This is a genomic window from Serratia sp. BFP-2025 (assembly GCF_050880365.1).
GTDB classification, from domain to species: Bacteria; Pseudomonadota; Gammaproteobacteria; order Enterobacterales; family Enterobacteriaceae; genus Serratia; species Serratia surfactantfaciens.
Genome location: NZ_JBPAFV010000001.1, coordinates 1,563,936 through 1,581,900, shown reverse-complemented (window position 1 = coordinate 1,581,900; position 17,965 = coordinate 1,563,936). Strand labels below are relative to the sequence as shown.

The 17,965-nt window shown below is 61.5% G+C and carries 14 protein-coding genes; 6 read left to right on the top strand and 8 right to left on the bottom strand.

Going from position 1 to position 17,965, the window contains the following annotated elements; genetic code table 11:
- Positions 1-76: 76 nt before the first annotated feature.
- Positions 77-1,126 carry a DAPG hydrolase family protein gene (locus ACRAWE_RS07355; RefSeq protein ID WP_019455393.1) on the top strand — a complete coding sequence of 350 codons (1,050 nt, stop codon included), beginning with the start codon at positions 77-79 and terminating at the stop codon, positions 1,124-1,126.
- Positions 1,127-1,214: 88 nt separating this feature from the next.
- Here ACRAWE_RS07355 and ACRAWE_RS07350 read toward each other — a convergent pair whose 3' ends face one another.
- Entirely contained in the window at positions 1,215-1,961 is a 747-nt protein-coding gene (locus ACRAWE_RS07350) for an IclR family transcriptional regulator (RefSeq protein ID WP_063919490.1), read from the bottom strand.
- Positions 1,962-2,082: 121 nt separating this feature from the next.
- On the bottom strand, positions 2,083-3,213 hold the full coding sequence (locus tag ACRAWE_RS07345; RefSeq protein WP_154746225.1) for an agmatine deiminase family protein: 1,131 nt from the start codon (positions 3,211-3,213) through the stop codon (positions 2,083-2,085).
- A gap of 143 nt (positions 3,214-3,356) precedes the next feature.
- On the opposite strand from ACRAWE_RS07345, the gene ACRAWE_RS07340 reads away from it, so the two are divergent.
- The 3 genes from ACRAWE_RS07340 (at position 3,357) to ACRAWE_RS07330 (ending at position 8,557) form a co-directional block, all read left to right on the top strand.
- Complete coding sequence (locus tag ACRAWE_RS07340) at positions 3,357-4,220, top strand: LysR substrate-binding domain-containing protein (protein ID WP_019455396.1); 864 nt, start codon at positions 3,357-3,359, stop codon at positions 4,218-4,220.
- Between the two features lie 162 nt (positions 4,221-4,382).
- Positions 4,383-6,056, top strand: a complete 1,674-nt coding sequence (gene ggt, locus ACRAWE_RS07335; RefSeq protein ID WP_432525175.1) for a gamma-glutamyltransferase — start codon at positions 4,383-4,385, stop codon at positions 6,054-6,056.
- 206 nt (positions 6,057-6,262) lie between these two features.
- On the top strand, positions 6,263-8,557 hold the full coding sequence (locus ACRAWE_RS07330; RefSeq protein ID WP_211129799.1) for an FdhF/YdeP family oxidoreductase: 2,295 nt from the start codon (positions 6,263-6,265) through the stop codon (positions 8,555-8,557).
- 69 nt (positions 8,558-8,626) lie between these two features.
- Here ACRAWE_RS07330 and ACRAWE_RS07325 read toward each other — a convergent pair whose 3' ends face one another.
- Together ACRAWE_RS07325 and ACRAWE_RS07320 are read right to left on the bottom strand one after the other, a co-directional pair.
- Complete coding sequence (locus ACRAWE_RS07325) at positions 8,627-10,552, bottom strand: DUF3857 domain-containing protein (RefSeq protein ID WP_019455399.1); 1,926 nt, start codon at positions 10,550-10,552, stop codon at positions 8,627-8,629.
- Positions 10,553-10,675: 123 nt separating this feature from the next.
- Positions 10,676-11,230, bottom strand: a complete 555-nt coding sequence (locus ACRAWE_RS07320; protein ID WP_141972936.1) for a helix-turn-helix domain-containing protein — start codon at positions 11,228-11,230, stop codon at positions 10,676-10,678.
- Between the two features lie 144 nt (positions 11,231-11,374).
- On the opposite strand from ACRAWE_RS07320, the gene ACRAWE_RS07315 reads away from it, so the two are divergent.
- Both ACRAWE_RS07315 and ACRAWE_RS07310 read left to right on the top strand, forming a co-directional pair.
- Entirely contained in the window at positions 11,375-12,304 is a 930-nt protein-coding gene (locus ACRAWE_RS07315) for a DMT family transporter (protein WP_154746228.1), read from the top strand.
- Between the two features lie 133 nt (positions 12,305-12,437).
- On the top strand, positions 12,438-13,010 hold the full coding sequence (locus ACRAWE_RS07310) for a hypothetical protein (RefSeq protein ID WP_195933980.1): 573 nt from the start codon (positions 12,438-12,440) through the stop codon (positions 13,008-13,010).
- 208 nt (positions 13,011-13,218) lie between these two features.
- On the opposite strand, the gene ACRAWE_RS07305 is transcribed toward ACRAWE_RS07310, so the two are convergent.
- From ACRAWE_RS07305 to ACRAWE_RS07290, 4 genes are all read right to left on the bottom strand, one after another.
- Positions 13,219-13,824: a nitroreductase family protein gene (locus tag ACRAWE_RS07305; protein WP_211129798.1), complete on the bottom strand. Its 606-nt coding sequence runs from the start codon at positions 13,822-13,824 to the stop codon at positions 13,219-13,221.
- 69 nt (positions 13,825-13,893) lie between these two features.
- Positions 13,894-15,192, bottom strand: a complete 1,299-nt coding sequence (locus tag ACRAWE_RS07300) for a c-type cytochrome (protein WP_432525174.1) — start codon at positions 15,190-15,192, stop codon at positions 13,894-13,896.
- A gap of 27 nt (positions 15,193-15,219) precedes the next feature.
- Entirely contained in the window at positions 15,220-17,478 is a 2,259-nt protein-coding gene (locus ACRAWE_RS07295) for a xanthine dehydrogenase family protein molybdopterin-binding subunit (RefSeq protein WP_211129796.1), read from the bottom strand.
- Positions 17,475-17,948 carry a (2Fe-2S)-binding protein gene (locus ACRAWE_RS07290; RefSeq protein WP_019455406.1) on the bottom strand — a complete coding sequence of 158 codons (474 nt, stop codon included), beginning with the start codon at positions 17,946-17,948 and terminating at the stop codon, positions 17,475-17,477. Before ACRAWE_RS07290 ends, ACRAWE_RS07295 begins: the two co-directional genes overlap by 4 nt.
- Positions 17,949-17,965: the final 17 nt, after the last annotated feature.

Here is a 17,965-nt window from a genome sequence, read left to right as displayed (position 1 = left end):
CGGATATTCAAAAATCGATATCAACCACACTCCATCCCGCCGTTTCTAAGTCGGCGACAATCTAAGTGAGACGCTCATGAGTAAAGAAATTTCACGTCGTAATATCATCAAGCGCATTCCGCTGTTGGCTGGCGGCGCCTTGCTTTCTCAATCCCTGTTGTCTTCCGCTATTGCGGCACCATCATCCGCCCTACCGGCGGCGGCGCGGAAAGGCGCGTTTACTGATGCGGGCGCTTCGCTCGATAAATCATTGATTTCCTATTATCAGGTGCCGATGCAGAAACGTCTGAAAATCAATGAGAAAGGCATTCAGGGCAAGCCCTACGCCGAGTTCTTCGACAGCAATCTGGATGCGCCCGTAGAGATGATCCGCGCGCTGGAACAGGGGCCGTTGGCAAAAGAACACATTCTTCAACCCACGAAAGCGGGCCTGAAAACCCTATTGGAGCGTTTTGACGAGTTTCCGGTATCGGGTTACGCCGTCGTTGAGGAGGGTGGCCCCTGCGCCTATGCGCAAAGCCGCCATATTTTTCCGGGCGTGACCACGGAGATGTTCAAGTGGTGGTTCTGCTGGCACCCGATCGAGAGCGAACGCTACTATCTGTGGTTCCCTCATGCTCATATCCACAACTCGGTTGTCGATCCCAAGCGTCTGGCGGATACCCGTCTGTCCTACGCTGAGCGGCTGTACGGCAACCCGAACCACATTACCGAGTACATTGGCGATAACTATCTGGACGGCGTTATCCATTTCAATGCGCCGGAAAGCTTCGGCGTCGAGAGCGAGTTGCTCAAAAAGCATCGCTTTACCTTTAACGCCAGCGGCATCATCACGCCTTATGATGCGCAATCAACGCCGCTGGTGCTGATGATTCATCTCGGACGCGACACGCCGCAAGGGATGGAAATGGTCAACCGTTACTGGATCGGCACGCATGAATCCTGGGATAGATTCGACAAGTTCCCTGACGGCGGAAAACGCTCGCGCGAATACATCGCAAAAGCGGGGATGACGAAAGCGTCGCTGGAAGGCTTTGCCTATGAAATGGCCGTCCACGATATGACGGAGTTCTCTTCGCTCGGCCGTTTTCTGCCTGAGATTTATGCCCGGTTCGGCAACAGCTGACCGCCGCCTTCCCTCGCCAACGCAGCGCCGGGAGCGAGGCGTGCTGGCCCCGGCGTTCAGCGCCTGCCAGGCCAAACGCCCCGGCTTGTTATGCCAGCATCGCTTCGATTTCCGCTTTGCACTGCATCAGCGAACCGAGCAGATGGTCAAACTTTTCCTCGAAACGCATGGCTGGAACCGCAATGGATATGGCGTAAAGCTCGTTGACGCCGATATTGAGGTAAACGCCAACGCCGCAGACGCCGCGAGCGTGCTCTTCGCGATCGATGGCGTAACGACGGATCCTGGTCTCCCGAATGTCCTCCAGTATGGATGAGACGGTTCTGAGGGTGTTATCCGTTCTGACATCCGGCTGGCCGCCGAGCAGATCCGCAATTTTTTCGTCAGGCAGCTCGGCCAGAATGGCTTTGCCATGCGCCGTGCAGTGGCACGGAAAGGCGGTGCCAACGGCTGATACGACGCGAAGTTCCTGATCGGAAACAAACTGGCCCACCGATACCGCGTGGCTGCCGCGGTAGACGCACAAATCGACGGTTTCACGGGTGCGACGGCCCAGCGTTTCCATCGCCGGTCTTGCCAGGGTGATCACATCCGTATGCGCGGAGGCCGCCAGACGGGCGAGCGCCGGCCCTAATTGAACGCCGCCGCTGCCGGTGATGAGCAGCTGTTGCGATTCAAGCGAGGTGACCAAACGGTGTACGGTGGTGCGCGGCAACCCCGTTTCCCGGGATAATTGAGAGATGGTCATGCCCTTCGGTTGAATTTCCAGCGCCCGTAACAGGGTGGCGGCCCGGGCAATTACCTGTGAGCCGCTGTTATCCGCGTCATTACTCATCGCAATGTTCCGAATTGAATGGAGTCAGGCCGAGAGAATACCACAGGATGTCCGCATGTTGGATAGGTTGAACGGGACGCCGGGGCACTCCCTCCCGGCGACCGTGTCAATCAACGCCCTATCACGCGTCGTGTTTCGGCAACTGGCTGGTCACACAGTGAATGCCGCCCCCGCCGGCGGCGATGGCGTCGATCTCCAGCTGCACCACTTTGCGCTGCGGATAGAGCGCCGTCAGCAGCTCAAACGCCGCTTTATCCGCCTGCGGATCGCCAAACTCAGGGGCGATCACCGCGCCGTTGATGACGAAGTAATTGATGTAGCCCGCCGCAAAATCGGGATTGTTGCGGCTGAAACGACTGTCGCGCGGCGCCAGCGGCGGCGAAAGCGTATGCACCTGCAGCTTGCGGCCGTCGGCGTCGGTCGCCTGCTTGAGGATCGCCAGATGCGCCTGGGTGACCGCATGATCATAAGAATCCGGATCGGTATCCAGGTTGGCCACCACCACGCCCGGCCGCACGAAACGAGCGTAAAAATCGACGTGGGCGTCAGTAATGTCCCGGCCTTTGATCCCCGGCAACCAGATAATTTTACGCAGGCCGAGCATCGCCTTCAGCTCCTGCTCCACCCGATCGCGGTTCCAGCCTGGATTACGGTTTGCATTCACCCAACTGCTCTCGGTCATGATGCCGGTGCCGCGCCCATCCACCTCAATACCGCCGCCTTCGCCCACCAGCGCGCTGCGGCGCGGTTGAGCGACGCCGTATTTTTTGGCGGCGAACGCCGCCAGACGCGCATCCTTGGCATGCCGCTGTTTATTGCCCCAACCGTTGAAGTTGAAATCCACCGCGCCCAGCGCACCGGCGTCGTTAACGACGAAATTGGCGCCAATGTCACGCATCCAGATGTCATCCAGCTCGGTGACGACATAGCTGACGTTCTGGCTGCCGCAGGTGGCCTCCGCCAGCTGCCGTTCGTGCGCGCGGCAAAATACCGTCAGCGGCTGAAACTCGGCGATGGCACGGGCGATGCGCCCTTGCGCCGCCTGTACATCCGCCGTGAATCCGCCCCAGATGGCCTTCTGGGCGCCGAAGGCGAGAAACGCCCGCAGCTGAGGTTCCCCTTCGTCGGGCATCCGCCAGGCCGGATTAAGCGCAGCTTGTGCGTGACCGCGTAATGGAAAGCCCAACGATGCCGTCAAGCCGACGCCGGCCACTGCCGAAAGCTGCTTGATGAAGGTGCGACGCGATGACATAAACAACCTCTTTTAATTAATTTAAATTCAAATAGTTAACCGAGAATCTCACTCTCCGGCAATTGAATCTCATGCTAGTCTTCCCAGGCTGCCGCAACAAACGATATATTTAGTGGATATCTGATTAGACAGGCTTATCGATAATGTTAAAACACTGGCCCCCTCTGAACGCCCTGCGCGGTTTTGAAGCGGCGGCGCGTCTGGGCAGTTTTCATCAGGCCGCCGAAGAGCTGCACCTTACCCAGTCGGCGATCAGCCAGCAAATCCGCAGCCTTGAGGCATTTTTGGAACAGCCGCTGTTCTTTCGCACCGGCCGCAGCGTAACGCTGACCGACGCCGGCCAGGATCTGTTCAGCACCGCGCAGGTGATGCTGCAACAGCTGGCCGTCGGCATTCGCCGTCTGGATCAGTACCGCAAACCCAATCAGCTGATCGTCAACACTACGCCGGCCTTTGCCCGTCACTGGCTGACGCCGCGGCTGGGCGAGTTCAATCAGCGGCATCCGCAGGTCGATCTGTGGCTGTTCACCAGCTTCGAACCGCCGGATATGGCGACGGACAGCGTCGATCTGGCGATCCGCGACGATCTCAGCGCGCAGGCGGACTGCTCCTTTAAGGTTCTCTGCACCGACCGGCTTTATCCCGCCTGCCATCCCAGCCTATTGACGCTGACGGCGGAGCAGCGCGTCACCCTGCACGGCGAACGCGAGATGGACTGGAGCCACTGGACGGTGGCGGGCGGCGCGCACGTCGGTCAGCGCGATAGCGGGCTGAACTTCTCCGATCCCGGCCTGCTGCTGGACGCCGCTTGCCAGGGATTGGGCATCGCATTGGTCAGCCAGCTGCTGGCGCAGCACGCGCGCGACGCCGGGCTGCTGCAACCGTTAACCCAACAGCGGGTGCGCGGCGCCAACTGGGCGTGGCTGCTGCACCGCGACAGCGAACACAACCCTCTCGCCCGACAGTTCTGCCAGTGGCTGTTGTCGGCCCTGCCTGCCGGCGCATAACGCGCCACGTCACGATTCGCTATTCCGGTCAGGCGCCGCCGCCTGACCGCTGCTACCTTCAATAAAGCGCCGCAACAGTCTAAAGAATACGCGCTAACCTGCTGTTTCAGAAATAATTAGCTGAATTCACCTGATAACTGAACATCGCTAAAAGGATTGCCTATGTCTGCCGGTTTATTGAAAACGATAGCTCTGAGCATGACCCTTGTTTGCTCCCTTCCCGCCGCCTTTGCCGCCGATCTGACCGCCGGCGCGGTCGCCGCTCCGGATCAGTATGGCGCAAAAGTCGCCGCGCAAATTCTGCAGGCCGGCGGCAACGCGGTCGATGCGGCGGTCGCCACCGCCTTTACCCTCGCGGTGACCTACCCTGAAGCCGGCAATATCGGCGGCGGCGGCTTTATGACGCTGTACGTCGACGGCAAGCCCTATTTTCTCGACTACCGCGAAGTGGCGCCCAAGGCCGCCAGCAAGACCATGTATCTGAACGAGAAAGGAGAAGTGATCGAAAATCTCAGCCTGGTGGGCAGCCGCGCCGCCGGCGTGCCGGGCACCGTGCTGGGGTTGTGGGAAGCCCATAAACGCTTCGGTAAACTGCCCTGGGCCGAGCTGCTGACGCCGGCGATCGGTTACGCCAGGCAAGGTTTTCAGGTGGCGGATCAGCAGTATCAGTACCGTGAAGACGCCAACAAGCTGTTCGCCGGTAAAACCAACTTCGGCGACTATTTCGGCGCCATGAAACCTGGCACGGTGTTCAAACAGCCGGAGCTGGCTGCCACTCTCGAGCGCATCGCCAAATCGGGCGCCGACGATTTTTATCGCGGCGAAACTGCCCGCCTGCTGGTGGCGCAAATGCAGCGCGACAACGGGCTGATCGGCGCGGCGGATCTGGCCGATTATCGAGTGAAATGGCGTGAACCGATGCGCATCAGCTGGCGCGGCAACACCGTGTATACCGCCCCGCTGCCCAGCTCCGGCGGCATTGCGCTGGCGCAACTGCTGGGGATAAAAGAAGATCGCGCCGCTGACTTCAAGGGCGTGCCGCTGAACTCGGCGCGCTATATCCACCTGCTGGCGGAGATCGAAAAACGCGTGTTCGCCGATCGCGCTGACTACCTCGGCGATCCGGATTTCACTAAAGTGCCGGAAGCGCAGCTGATCGCCCCCGACTACCTGCAAAAACGCGCCGCCGAGATCAACCCGACGGCGATCTCGCCGACCGAGCAGGTGCGGCCGGGGCTGGAAACCCACCAAACCACCCATTTCTCGATCGTCGATGCCGCCGGCAACGCCGTCAGCAACACCTATACGCTCAACTGGGACTTCGGCAGCGGCGTGGTGGTCAAAGGCGCCGGCTTCCTGCTCAACGACGAGATGGATGACTTCAGCGCCAAACCGGGCGTCGCCAATGCCTTTGGCGTGGTGGGCAGCGACGCCAACGCCATCGAGCCGGGCAAACGCATGCTCTCCTCAATGAGCCCGACCATCATCACGCGCGACGGCGACGTCAGCCTGGTGATCGGCACCCCGGGCGGTTCGCGCATCTTCACTTCGATCTTCCAGGTGATCAATAACCTCTACGATTACCACCTGCCGCTGGCACAGGCGGTAGCCGCCCAGCGCGTGCACCATCAGCTGCTGCCGAAGGACACCCTGTACTACGACAGTTTCGCGCCGCTGACCGGCAAACCGGCAGACGAACTGAAAGCCATGGGCTACACCCTGGAAGATCAGGGCTGGAACATGGGCGATATTCAGGTCATCCGCATCGATGGCCGCACGCCGGAAACCGCCTCAGATCCGCGCGGCCGCGGCGTGGGCCTGGTGGTGAAAAAGTAACGCGTCCGGCGGCCCGCCTCAGGCACAACGGGCCGCCACTCCCCCGCACAGACTGCCGCTGCGCCCTTTTTCACTCATCTATACTGAAGCGACAGGCCCGCGTTTAAACACGCCGGCGCCTGCGTTCCGTCTTGGACGATAAGAATAATACTTATAGTAAATCAATCACCTGCATTTATCGTAAGCGGTATCGGAGGCAATCGACAATGGCGAAAAGACGAGCAGTACCCGGTGTTCATCCCTACGATGGGCCCGCCGGCGGTTGGGGCGCGCTGAAAGCGACGGCCATCGCCGTGCGCACGCAGATGGATACCTTCGAGGCGCCGGTGACGCTGATGCGCACCAATCAACCCGACGGGTTTGATTGCCCGGGATGCGCATGGCCGGATAAAGAACATCGCTCCACCTTCCAGTTTTGCGAGAACGGCGCTAAAGCCGTGACCTGGGAAGCGACCAGCAAACGGGTGACGCCCGAGTTTCTGGCGCAAAATACCGTGACGTCACTGCTGCAGAAAACCGATTACCAGTTGGAAGACTATGGCCGGCTGACCACGCCCCTGTTTTATGACGCCGGCACGGACACCCTGCGCCCGCTGGCCTGGGACGAGGCGTTCCAACGCATCGCCGCCGTTTTGCAGACGCTGCCGCCGGAACAGGTGGAATTTTATACCTCCGGCCGGGCGTCCAATGAGGCGGCCTACCTGTTCCAGCTGTTTGCGCGCGAATTTGGCAGCAATAACTTTCCCGACTGCTCCAACATGTGCCATGAACCGACCAGCGTTGGCCTGCCGCAGTCGATCGGCATCGGCAAAGGCACCGTCTCGCTGGATGATTTTGACAGCGCGGAGCTGGTTATCTCCATCGGCCACAATCCGGGCACCAACCACCCGCGCATGATGGGCACGCTGCATGAGCTGGCGCGTAAAAAGGTGCCGATCATCGTGTTTAACCCGCTGCGCGAGCGGGCGCTCGAGCGCTTCACCGATCCACAAAACGTCATCGAAATGGCGACCTACAGTTCGACGCCTATCGCGTCAACCTACTATCAGGTTAAAGCCGGTGGCGACGCCGCGGCGCTCAAAGGCATCGCCAAAGCGCTGCTGCAGCTGGATGAAACACAAGGCAATGCCGTGGATCACGCCTTCATCGCCCAGCACACGGAAGGGTTTGCGGCTTTCGCCGCCGATCTGGCGGCCACCCGCTGGGAAGCCATCGAGGCGGAGAGCGGCCTGGCGCGCCAGGATCTGGAACAGGTGGCCGCCGCCTACGCAAAATCCAACGCCACCATCGTCACCTACGGCATGGGCATTACGCAGCACAATAAAGGGACGGCCAACGTGCGCCTGATCGCCGACCTGCTGCTGCTGCGCGGCAACATCGGCAAACCGGGCGCCGGCATTTGCCCGCTGCGCGGCCACTCTAACGTGCAGGGCAACCGCACCGTCGGCATCACCGAAAAACCCTCGGCCGAATTTTTGGCGAAGCTGGAAACGGTGTTTGGCTTCACGCCGCCCAAAGCCCACGGTCACGACGCCGTGAAGTGCATGCAGGCGATGATCGACGGCGCTTCGAAGGCGTTGATCTGTCTGGGCGGCAACTTCGCCGTGGCGCTGCCGGACCCCGAACAGAGCTTCCCGGCGATGAAGGCGCTGGAGTTAAGCGTGCATATCGGCACCAAACTCAATCGCAGCCATCTGTTGGTGGCGAAAGAAACCCTCATTCTGCCCTGCCTGGGCCGTACCGAGCTGGACCTGCAGGCCGGCGGACGGCAATCGGTGACGGTGGAGGATTCGATGTCGATGGTGCACGCGTCGTCCGGCAAATTAAAACCGGCGTCGGAATGGCTGCGTTCGGAACCCGCCATTGTGGCCGGCATGGCCAAAGCGGTGATGCCCGCCAGCAAAGTGCCCTGGGATGAGCTGATCGAAGATTACGACGTGATACGCGATCTGATCGAAAAAACCATACCGGGTTTCGACGATTACAACGCGCGCATTCGCCAACCGGGCGGTTTCCGCATGCCGTTGCCGCCGACCGAGCGCCAGTGGCCGACGGCGACGGGCAAAGCGATGTTTTCGGTGTTCAGCGGGCTGCACGAAGACCAGATTGCGGCGGAACAAGATACGCTGCGGCTGATCACCCTGCGCAGCCACGATCAGTACAACACCACCATCTATGCTCTGGACGATCGCTACCGCGGGGTTTTCGGCCGGCGCGACGTGCTGTTCATGAATGACAGCGATCTGCAACGTTTGGGGTTGGAACATGGCGACGTGGTCGACCTGGAAACGGCGTTGCCCGGCTGCACTCAACGCCTGGAAGGCATCACGGTGATCGCCTACAACATCTCGGCCGGTTCGGTCGGCGCCTATTATCCGGAGGCCAACGTGCTGGTGCCGTTGCATTACATCGATGAGGAAAGCGGCACGCCTTCGTACAAATCGGTGCCAATCCGGGTGAAATTGAGATCCAAAGAGGTGCGCGCGGTCGATATCGCCTAGAGGGAGCGCTACGGCCCCCAAACTCTTGTCTGTCTGGGGGCCTTTTTTTATCCAGCTACGGACATCGGCTTATTTGCCGTTGGCCAACTCGCCGTAAACCACCTGGCCACGGAAACCGCGCCGCACCTGCTGGAACAGCTCGCGGAACGCCGGGTAATCCTGCGCCTGGCACAGCGCTTCCTTGCCGCGAATGGCGTTTACCTGCAGGCGGTGATTGACGATCACCTGCTGCCCGTCGCGGCGCCACTCGACGCGATAGTCGCCCGCCGCATTGCGGAACTGCCTGTCTTGCGGAATGGCGATGATCGGCACGTTGGCCGGCAGCTGCAGGCGGTAGGTTTCGTCGTAGCGCTGCGCGCTGCAGTAGAACGGGGTTTCGTTGCCCGGCGCCGCCGTGGTGGTATACAGCGTGCGGAACGATTTGCCGCCGGGCGGATTGGGCAAGGTCATGCCGCCCACCACGCCGAAATCGACGTAGTCATCCGCCTTGAAGCGGAAGCGGTAACCGAACTGTTTCTTGAGATCCAGCGGATCGCTGTTCATCGCCACCTCGCCGCTGCCGTCGATGCCGGATGCGGACATGATTGACGCTTCGGCCTGTGCCCGGTTCTGCCGGTTGATCTGCGAGAAGTAGCCCCGCAGGTCAATCTCTTCCACTTCGCTTAGCCGACGCTCGGTCTCCCCCTGCAGGTTGCCGGCCTTGTCGAACACGAAATCGACGCTCAACGCGCTCTTGACCGGTTGCTCGTCGCTGCCCGGCGTGCGCGCCAGTTTGGCGTCGCGCGTCAGCAGCACCGGCGCGCCCAGGTCGCCTTCCGGCAGCTGGCCGAACCGCGCCCAAGGGTTGGTGGAGTCCAGGTACAGTTTGAACTCGGGCACGTAGGTGATGGCGTGATTAAAGCGGCTGAGCAGCGGCACTTTAGGCAGTATCGGGCCTTCGTCCATGCCGATCAGCACCGGTGAGCTTTCGATGCCCTTGGCGGCGAGCAACGCTTCCAGGATCACCACGTGATCCTTACAGTCGCCGTAGTGGTTATCGAGAATGCTCTGCGCCGAATTCGGCTCCAGCCCACCGTTGCCCAGATACACCGCCACATAGCGAATGTTTTGCGCCACCCAGCGATAGAGCGCCTCCGCCTGCTGGCGCCGATCGCTGATGCCGGCGGTGATGTTGTCCGCCAGCGCCTGAATGCCCGGCGTCACCTTCGCCGCCGCGCCGGCCTTCAGCTGGTAGGCCTTGGCCAACTGCGGCCAATCGCGGTAGGTGCTGGCCATGATGGTCGGGCTGAAGGTCCAGCTGTCCGCCGCCCAGTTTTGCGCCTTCATCGGCGCGCTGCGCGAATAATGCCAGCGCCAGTGCGCCTGTCCGCCGCGGATCTGCGGCTGGTCGCCACCCGCCACGCCGCGGGTGAAAATATGCATCGGCAGCTTGGCCGGCGCCTGCAGGGTCACTTCGGCGTCGTCGAACTGATCGAAGACGCTGAACGTTTCCCACAGGCCGAAATAGTCGGGAAAATATGGCGTGTTTTGCGTGCGGCGCAGCTCATACACCACGCGCGAGCCCGGCGCCAGGTTGGAAAACACGATGACGCGCACCTTGCGATCGGCGTACAGCGGCGCCGTGGCGCTGGAGTAGCTCTCCTGGGTATAGATGCGGTCGGGCGCCACATCGTGGCGTTGGCCGTCGGCGGTCAGCGTATAGGCGGCGACCACCTCGAGCGTTTCCATTTTTTCGCTGTAGCTCAGGCGAATCTGGCTGAATTTCTCGATCGCCGCCTTGGTCTTTAGCAGCACCTCGTAGCTTTCCGTTTTCACGTTGGTGGCGTTGGCGTTGACGCGGTAATCCGCGCGATAGCGCACGAAGCTGAAATCATTGTTGGCCGTGTCGTTCTGGCCTTGCTCTGCCGCCGCAGGCGCGGCAACCGCCAACACGGTGGCCGGGTGCGTCGCCGTCAAACCGGCGAGTAACAGTATGGAAGGAATAGCGATTTTCATCTTCGGTCCTTGAAGGGCAATAAACGGCGACGCCGGGCTACCCGCTCGTCCCGGCGTCAAAACAGGCGGGCACACTAATATAATTGAGAATCATTTTCAATAAACGGACCTTCAACGCCCGGGTTAGCCCTGTTCGATCAGCATCACGGCGGTGGTCTCCGGCTCCAGCGCTTCGAATACATGTTCGCGATCGGCCGAGTAGCTGATGTAATCGCCGGCGCTCAGCTCCAGCGGCTGATCCGCCGGCCCCAGGCGCGCGCGCCCGCTGCTGATGATCACATGCTCAACGGTGCCGGGGGGATGCGGCCGGGAGAGTTTCACTTCGCCGGGCTGCACCCGCAGCCGATAAATATCGCGTTGCGCCCCCGGTGGGCAAGTCGCCAACAGCGTGGCGGCGTAGTTGCCCTGCTCCGACAGCGCCGGCGTTCCCTCATGGGCGCGGATCACTTGCACCTGCCTGCTCGGCTGCGAAATCAACCGGCTGACCGGCACGTCCAGCGCCATCGCCAGCGCCCACAGCGTTTCCAGGCTGGGGTTGCCGCTGCCGGCTTCGAGCTGCGACAGCGTGGACTTGGCGATGCCCGCGCGTTTTGCCAGTTCGGTCACCGACAGATTTAACCGCTCCCGCTCGCGGCGGATCGCCGCCGACAGCAGGCCGATAGGCGTAATGTTCTGCATCTGATTGTCACTCACTGTTCGCTATATAAAACGTTTGTTCAACTTGACGAACAAGTGCATCTGTGTTCATCATAATGTTCGATTGTTCATTTTAATGATTAACCCGTTTCACCGCAAGCGCGGTCAGGCGACGAGGGAAACCCCATGAAAGCGAAAACGCGCGGCGCGGCACAAATGATCCTCGCCATGATGATTTCTGGCACCGTCGGTTGGCCGGTGCTGGTGTTAGGGCAGCCGCCCGCCACGGTGGTATTTTGGCGCTGCGCGTTTGGCGCGATGGCGATGCTGGCCACCTGCGCCGCGCTCGGCCAGTTAAAACAGGGTGCGATCAACCGGCGACAGCTGGCCTTCGCCATCCTGGGCGGCATCGCGCTGGTGCTCAATTGGACGCTGCTGTTTGCCGCCTATGCGCATGCTTCGATCGCCGTCGCCACCGTCACCTACCATGTGCAACCGTTCATGTTGGTGGCGCTGGGGGCGTTGCTGTTCGGCGAAAAGCTGACGATCAATCAGTTGGGCTGGCTTGTGCTGGCGTTTGCGGGGATGGTGCTGATGGTCACCGGCCGGCAAAGCGGCGGCGACAGCGGTGATTACCTGCTCGGCGTGGCGCTGGCGCTGGGCGCGGCCCTGATGTACGCCATTGCGGCGGCGATTGTCAAACAGCTGGCCGCGCTGCCGCCGCAGCTGATCGTGTTGATTCAGTTGACCGTCGGCGCCTTGGCGATGGCACCGTTCGCCGGTCTGGCCCACCTTCCCGCAGAACCGACCGATTGGCTGCTGCTGGCGACCATCGGACTGGTGCATACCGGGGTTATGTCCACGTTGCTCTACGGCGCTATCCAGAAAATCCCCACCTCTCTGGTCGGCGCCCTGTCGTTTATCTACCCGGCGGTGGCGATCGTGGTGGACTGGGCGGCGTTCGGCCATCGCCTCAGCCTGCTGCAGCTGCTGGGTACGCTGGCCATTCTCGGCGCGGCGGCAGGCATGATGTTCAATAAACGTCCATTCACCCACAGACCTGGCCCCCTCATTAACGGCAGCCGAACCCGTCATCGTGATGCAGAAAATAAGTGAACATAAACGAATGCCAACGGCGATTTTTGTCTAACCTTATTATCGACGCCGTCATTCAGTATATTTAATCCATGCTAATTATTAATCTTGCCAATAATTAGATTATTTATCTTGCGTGTGGAGAAATATCAATATGAGCAATACCGGTGAAACATTAATTAATGCCATTGTCAGCAATCGTTTTCTGATGGCAATAAACAATTGCCCGGGCGTCCCCGCCCAAATGAGCCGGGCCGTTTATGGTAAAACGCAAGACGACAGCGGAGCCGGAACCACGATCGAAAATAACCGTGATATGCAAAAGAATATCAATATCGCGCTGGGCTTTGCTGGGGCGAACTCGGAAACCGCCGTTTGGCATTTTATGATCGGCCCTCCCGTACACCATTTTGTGGTGATCCCCTGGTACCAGCATACGGCGCCGCACGGACGGGTCTACACCGTATTTATGGCCTATGAGAACCGGTATTCGGTTGGCGACTATGTTCAGCATACGCCGCCGGCACCTTCTGCGGTGAAAGGCTACCGTACCCTGTGGAACGTCACCGACCTGGGGCAGATGTTTACCGATTTGTTGACCAGCGGCACGGCGTGGCAAGCCTATTTCGGTGCGGTGGGCGCAGCGCAGGCCAATAAAATAACCTATTGGAAATATAAGGTAACGTCGTTAGATTCCGCCGTGGCCAACGTCAACAAATATCGCTAATCCCGCTCGCCGGGCAAGCTATGCACAATAAGGCATTCGCCTTGTGCCAGGCACGGTGTTATTTATTTATACCGTGTAGGGTAGAAGGAGTGTTCTATGTGGCATCACCGCCTGCAACGGCGCATTCGTTTCAGCTATTGGAACGAACTGTGCGTCGTAAAAAATAAGGGAAGGCTTGCGCCTTCCCTTTTGCTATTTAACGCTCAGATCAGAAGCGGTCGGTTTTCACCACCTCGTCGAACGGCAGCTTGCCGATGCGCGGATAAGGTTGCCCCGCCGCCTTGCCGATGGCGACCATCAGTGCGATCTGATAATGCGCCGGTTTATTGATAATCTCACCCACGGCGTCGAAATCAAAACCGTCCATCGGGCAAGAGTCGTAGCCTTGAGCCTTGGCCGCCAGCATCAGCGTCTGGGCGAAAATGCCGCTGCTGCGCATGACTTCGTCGCGCTGCACCTGCGGCTTGCCGCGATAGTACTGATCGACGGCCGGGATCATAAACTGCTGTACCGGCTCCGCCGCTTCGGCCCAGACGTTTTTTACCTGTGATTCCCAGCTCGACAGATCGCCGCACAGCACGACCAGCATCGACGCGTCGGTCACCTGCGCCTGCCCCCACGCCGCCTCGCGAATTTTCTCGCGCTGCGCGCGATCTTCGATCAGCAGCGGGCGCCAATGCTGCAGGTTGAAAGCGCTGGGCGCGCCCTGCAGCGCGATGGTCAGCAACGCTTTTTTCTCTTCGAACGTCATCGCGTGCTGCGTATCGAACTGCTTGGTGGCGCGGCGCTGGTGGATCGCATCTAACGTATTCATTTTACTGCCTCTATCCATGTGAAAACGCCTATTGTCGCCAACCCTGCGCGGCTGTCCAGCCCCCGGCGGCTATTTCTGCGCGGTTTCGGCGCGCAAACGGCCGACCTCCGCCTTCAAGTCAGGCCACGGCGACTGACCGGCGTAGTGCTGCCGCAGGTAGTTGAGCAGTATGGCGATCTGCGCGTCATCCAGGTTATAACGGAAGCCCGGCATATAGCCCAGTTCGGCGTTGGCCGGCCGCTGTATGCCATCCAGCACCACGCGAATGGCGTTGTCCGGCGTGGCGGCGTACAGGTTGGTATTCAGCGCCAGAGACGGCCGCACCCCCGCCATCTGCGCGCCTTTCTCCTGCGCATGGCAAGCCATGCAGGCGCCGGAAAACAGCCGCGCCCCTTGCGAGTTCAAGGGCTCAACCTGGCGCTCCGCCTGGGCGTTCAAGGCTGCCGCCGTGGAGCCCGACGCCGTTTCAGGATGATAGCTGCGCAGATAGACGGCGATCGCCTGCAGATCGGGCTGCGGCAAGCGCGACAGCCCTTCTTCGATCACCGGCGCCATCGGGCCGGCGGCGACGCCGTGGTTGGCCGAGTAGCCGGTGCGCATGAAATCGACCAGATCCTGCTGCGTCCAGACGAGCGGCGCAGGTGAGCGAGCGGTCAACGCCGGCGCTGTCCAGCCTTCCGCCACCCCGCCCGCCAGGTGATCGGCGCCGGTTTTCTCACCGAACAGCACGTTGCGCGGCGAATGGCAGGCGCTGCAGTGCCCCAGCCCTTCGACCAGGTAAGCGCCGCGGTTCCAGTCGGCGCTCTGAGCAGGATCTTCCTTCATCGCGCCCGGCGTCAGGAACAGCCAGTTCCAGGCGAAGATGCCCTGACGAATATTGAACGGGAAGTGCAAATCGGTGGCCGGCGGCCGAGATTTCACCGCTGGCTGCGACATCAGGTAGGCGTAAAGCGCCTGCAGATCGGCGTCGCTGGTGCGGGTAAAGGCGGTATAGGGAAACGCCGGATAGAGATAGCGCCCCTGTCGATCGATGCCGTGCCGCATGGCGCGCTCAAACGCCGCGTAGCTCCAGCTGCCGATGCCGGTTTCCACGTCCGGCGTGATGTTGGTGGTGTAAATGGTGCCGAACGGGATCTCCATCGCCAGTCCGCCGGTATTGCGCTCGCCGCCCGAGCGGGTGTGGCACACCGCGCAGTCGCCGAGATCGGCCAGCGTTTTGCCGCGCGCGATCTGCGCCTGGCTGAAGCTGTGCGTCGCATCGGCGGCAAGCGGCGCGATTTCCGGCTGCCAGCTGGCGACAACGCCGGCCACCACAACGGCGAGCACCGTTACGCCGCCCCATCCGGCGATCTTTTTCATCTTGTTCATGGTTGCTGTCCTTGTTCGTGACGGGGTTTAGTGACCGGCCTGAGCACGCAGCGCGGCCAGTACGCGTGCCGGCGTGAACGGCACCTCGCGCAGGCGCACGCCGAGCGCGTCAAACAGTGCGTTGCCAATCGCCGCCGCACTCGGCACCGAGGCAGACTCTCCGGCGCCCATCGGCGCTTCGTCCGGACGGTCGATCAGTTGGATATCGATCTGCGGCAGTTCGTCAAAGCGCAGGATGGGATACCCTCCCCAGTCCAATGACGTCACGCCCGTCTCGCTGAAGGTCACGAACTCTTTCAACACCCGGCTGGCAGACTGGATGATGTTGCCATGCACTTGATGGCGCACCCCGGCCGGGTTGATCATGCGACCGCAGTCGTGCGCCACGAAGATTTTATCGAGCGTGATCTGCCCGGAAAGGCGATTGACGCGAAGATCGCACACCCAGGCCGCCCAGGCGGCGCCAAAGCCAGGGAATTTGCTGTGGAAATAGCGCGCATAGGCGAAGCCGCGGCCGCTCACCACTTCGGCGCCGGCGGCGCGCGACCGGTGCGCCGGGCCGTCTTGCCAGTTCGCCTGCCGCTTCAGGGCCTCGATCAGGGCCACCGCGCGCGGATCGTTCAGATAACGCAGGCGGAAGGCGATCGGATCCTCGCCGGCGCGCCAGGCCAGCTCGTCGATCCAGGATTCGTGAGCGAACACGTTGGGCAAGGCCGATACGCCTCGCATCCACGACGCCCGTACGATCGGCGCAGCGTCCTGACAAATCACCCGCATGTGCGGGTAGTCGTATTGCGGAATGGCGGTGCGATCGCCCATTTGCTGCACATCGGCCCGGTTGGCCACTTTGCCGGTTAACACCAGCGGCAGGGTCACGGCGTTGTTGGAGGGATAGCTGGTTTTCAGCTCGTAGGCCGCCACCCGGTTTTGCGCGTCCAGACCGCCGCGCACCCGGATCAGCTGGCCGGTGCCCTTCGGCTCCCAGCCGGACTCCTGTTCGCGCATCAGCTGTACCCGCACCGGGCGACCGGTCGCCCGCGCCAGCAGGGCCGCGTCCGCCGAAACGTCATCGGCGCAGTTGCGGCCATAGCAACCGGAGGCCTCCATGCGGGTGATGTGCACCTGCTCGGACGGCAGCTCGAGCAGCCTGGCGATGTCTTTGCGCAGATCGTGCGGATTTTGCGTGCCAGACCACACCTGCGCCCGCCCGTCTTTAACGTCGGCGACCGCGCAGGAAGGGCCGATCGAGGCGTGCTGATGGTAGGGCCAGACATAGTCTGCCCGCACTTCGGTATGCAGTGCCGCCAGCGCGGCGTCCGTGCCCGCATCGTCGCGCAGCACGCGGTCGTTTTTCGGATTGGCCTCCAGCGCGGCGGGCAGCGCTTCAGGCGACAGATCCGGCAACCCGGCCCAGGATTTCCATTCGGTTTTCAGCTGGCGCATGGCGGCGATCGCCTGCTCTTCGCGCTCGGCCACGATGCCGATGAAATCGTTGATCACCACCAGTCTCACGATGCCCGGCAGGTGCGAGATCGACCCTTCATCCACTGACAACAGGCCGCCGCCCAGCGGCGCGCTGCTGTCTGCGCCCACATAAGGTGGACGCACCACCCGGCCATGCAACATGCCGGGCAGGCGCAGATCGTGCACATAGGTCAGCGCGCCGCTCACTTTGGCCGGAATATCGACCCGGGCGACGGCGCGGCCGACATAACGGTTCTGTTGTTCGCTGTTCAGCTGAACATTTTTATCCAACGCGACGTGCAGATTCTGCCCGCTCGCCAGTTGCGCATAGCTCAACGATCGCCCCGGCTGTTGCGTCACAAACACGTGGCCGGCCGCCGCCGTCAACTGTTCGGCCGGCAGTTCGAAAGCCTTGGCCGCCAGCGCCGTCAGCATGTGGCGCACCTGCGCCGCCGCCTGCCGCAGCGGCACCGACGTCACCTGAATGGTGGCGCTGGCGATGGTCGGCCCCTGATCCGGCGTGCGTTGCGTATCGCCAAGGATCATCGTCACTTGCTCGAACGGCACGCAGATTTCATCGGCGACGATCTGCGCCAGCGCGGTGCGAATGCCGGTGCCCAGATCGACGTGGCCGTTGAATGCCGTCACCCGCCCGTCGGCGGTGAGGCTGATAAAGCTGTCCACCCTGTCCAGCGGCAGATCGGCGGGCGTTGAGGCGGGTTCGGCGGCGAAGGCGTTAAACGATGCGGGCAGCAGGCTGCTGACCATCACCACACCGCCGGCCTGCAGCAGCTGTCGGCGGGTCAGTTCGAGACGGCTCATGCTTGCCTCCGCGCTGCCAGCAGTTCGCGAGCGCGTTCGGCGGCGCGCAAAATCTCAAGATGGGTGCCGCAGCGGCACAGGTTATAGGCCAGCTCTTTCTTGACTGCCTGTTCGTCCGCCTCGGGTTCACGTTCGAACAGCGCGACCAGCGTCATGATCATGCCGTTGGCGCAGTAGCCGCATTGCGCCGCCTGCTCATCGATAAATCCCTGCTGCACCGGATGCAGCGCTTCCGATGTTCCCAGGCCCTCCAGCGTGGTGACCGATTGGTTGCCTACCGCGGACAGCGGCATGGAGCAAGAACGTGCGGCGACGCCGTTGAGCAGCACCGTGCAGGCGCCGCACTCCCCCAGGCCGCAGCCGTATTTGGGGCCGTTCAATTGCAGATCGTTGCGTAACACGTACAGCAGCGGCGTATCGGGCGAGACGTCGCCGAGTGGAACCACTCGGCCGTTAACATTGATTTCCATGGTGAAACTATCCCTCA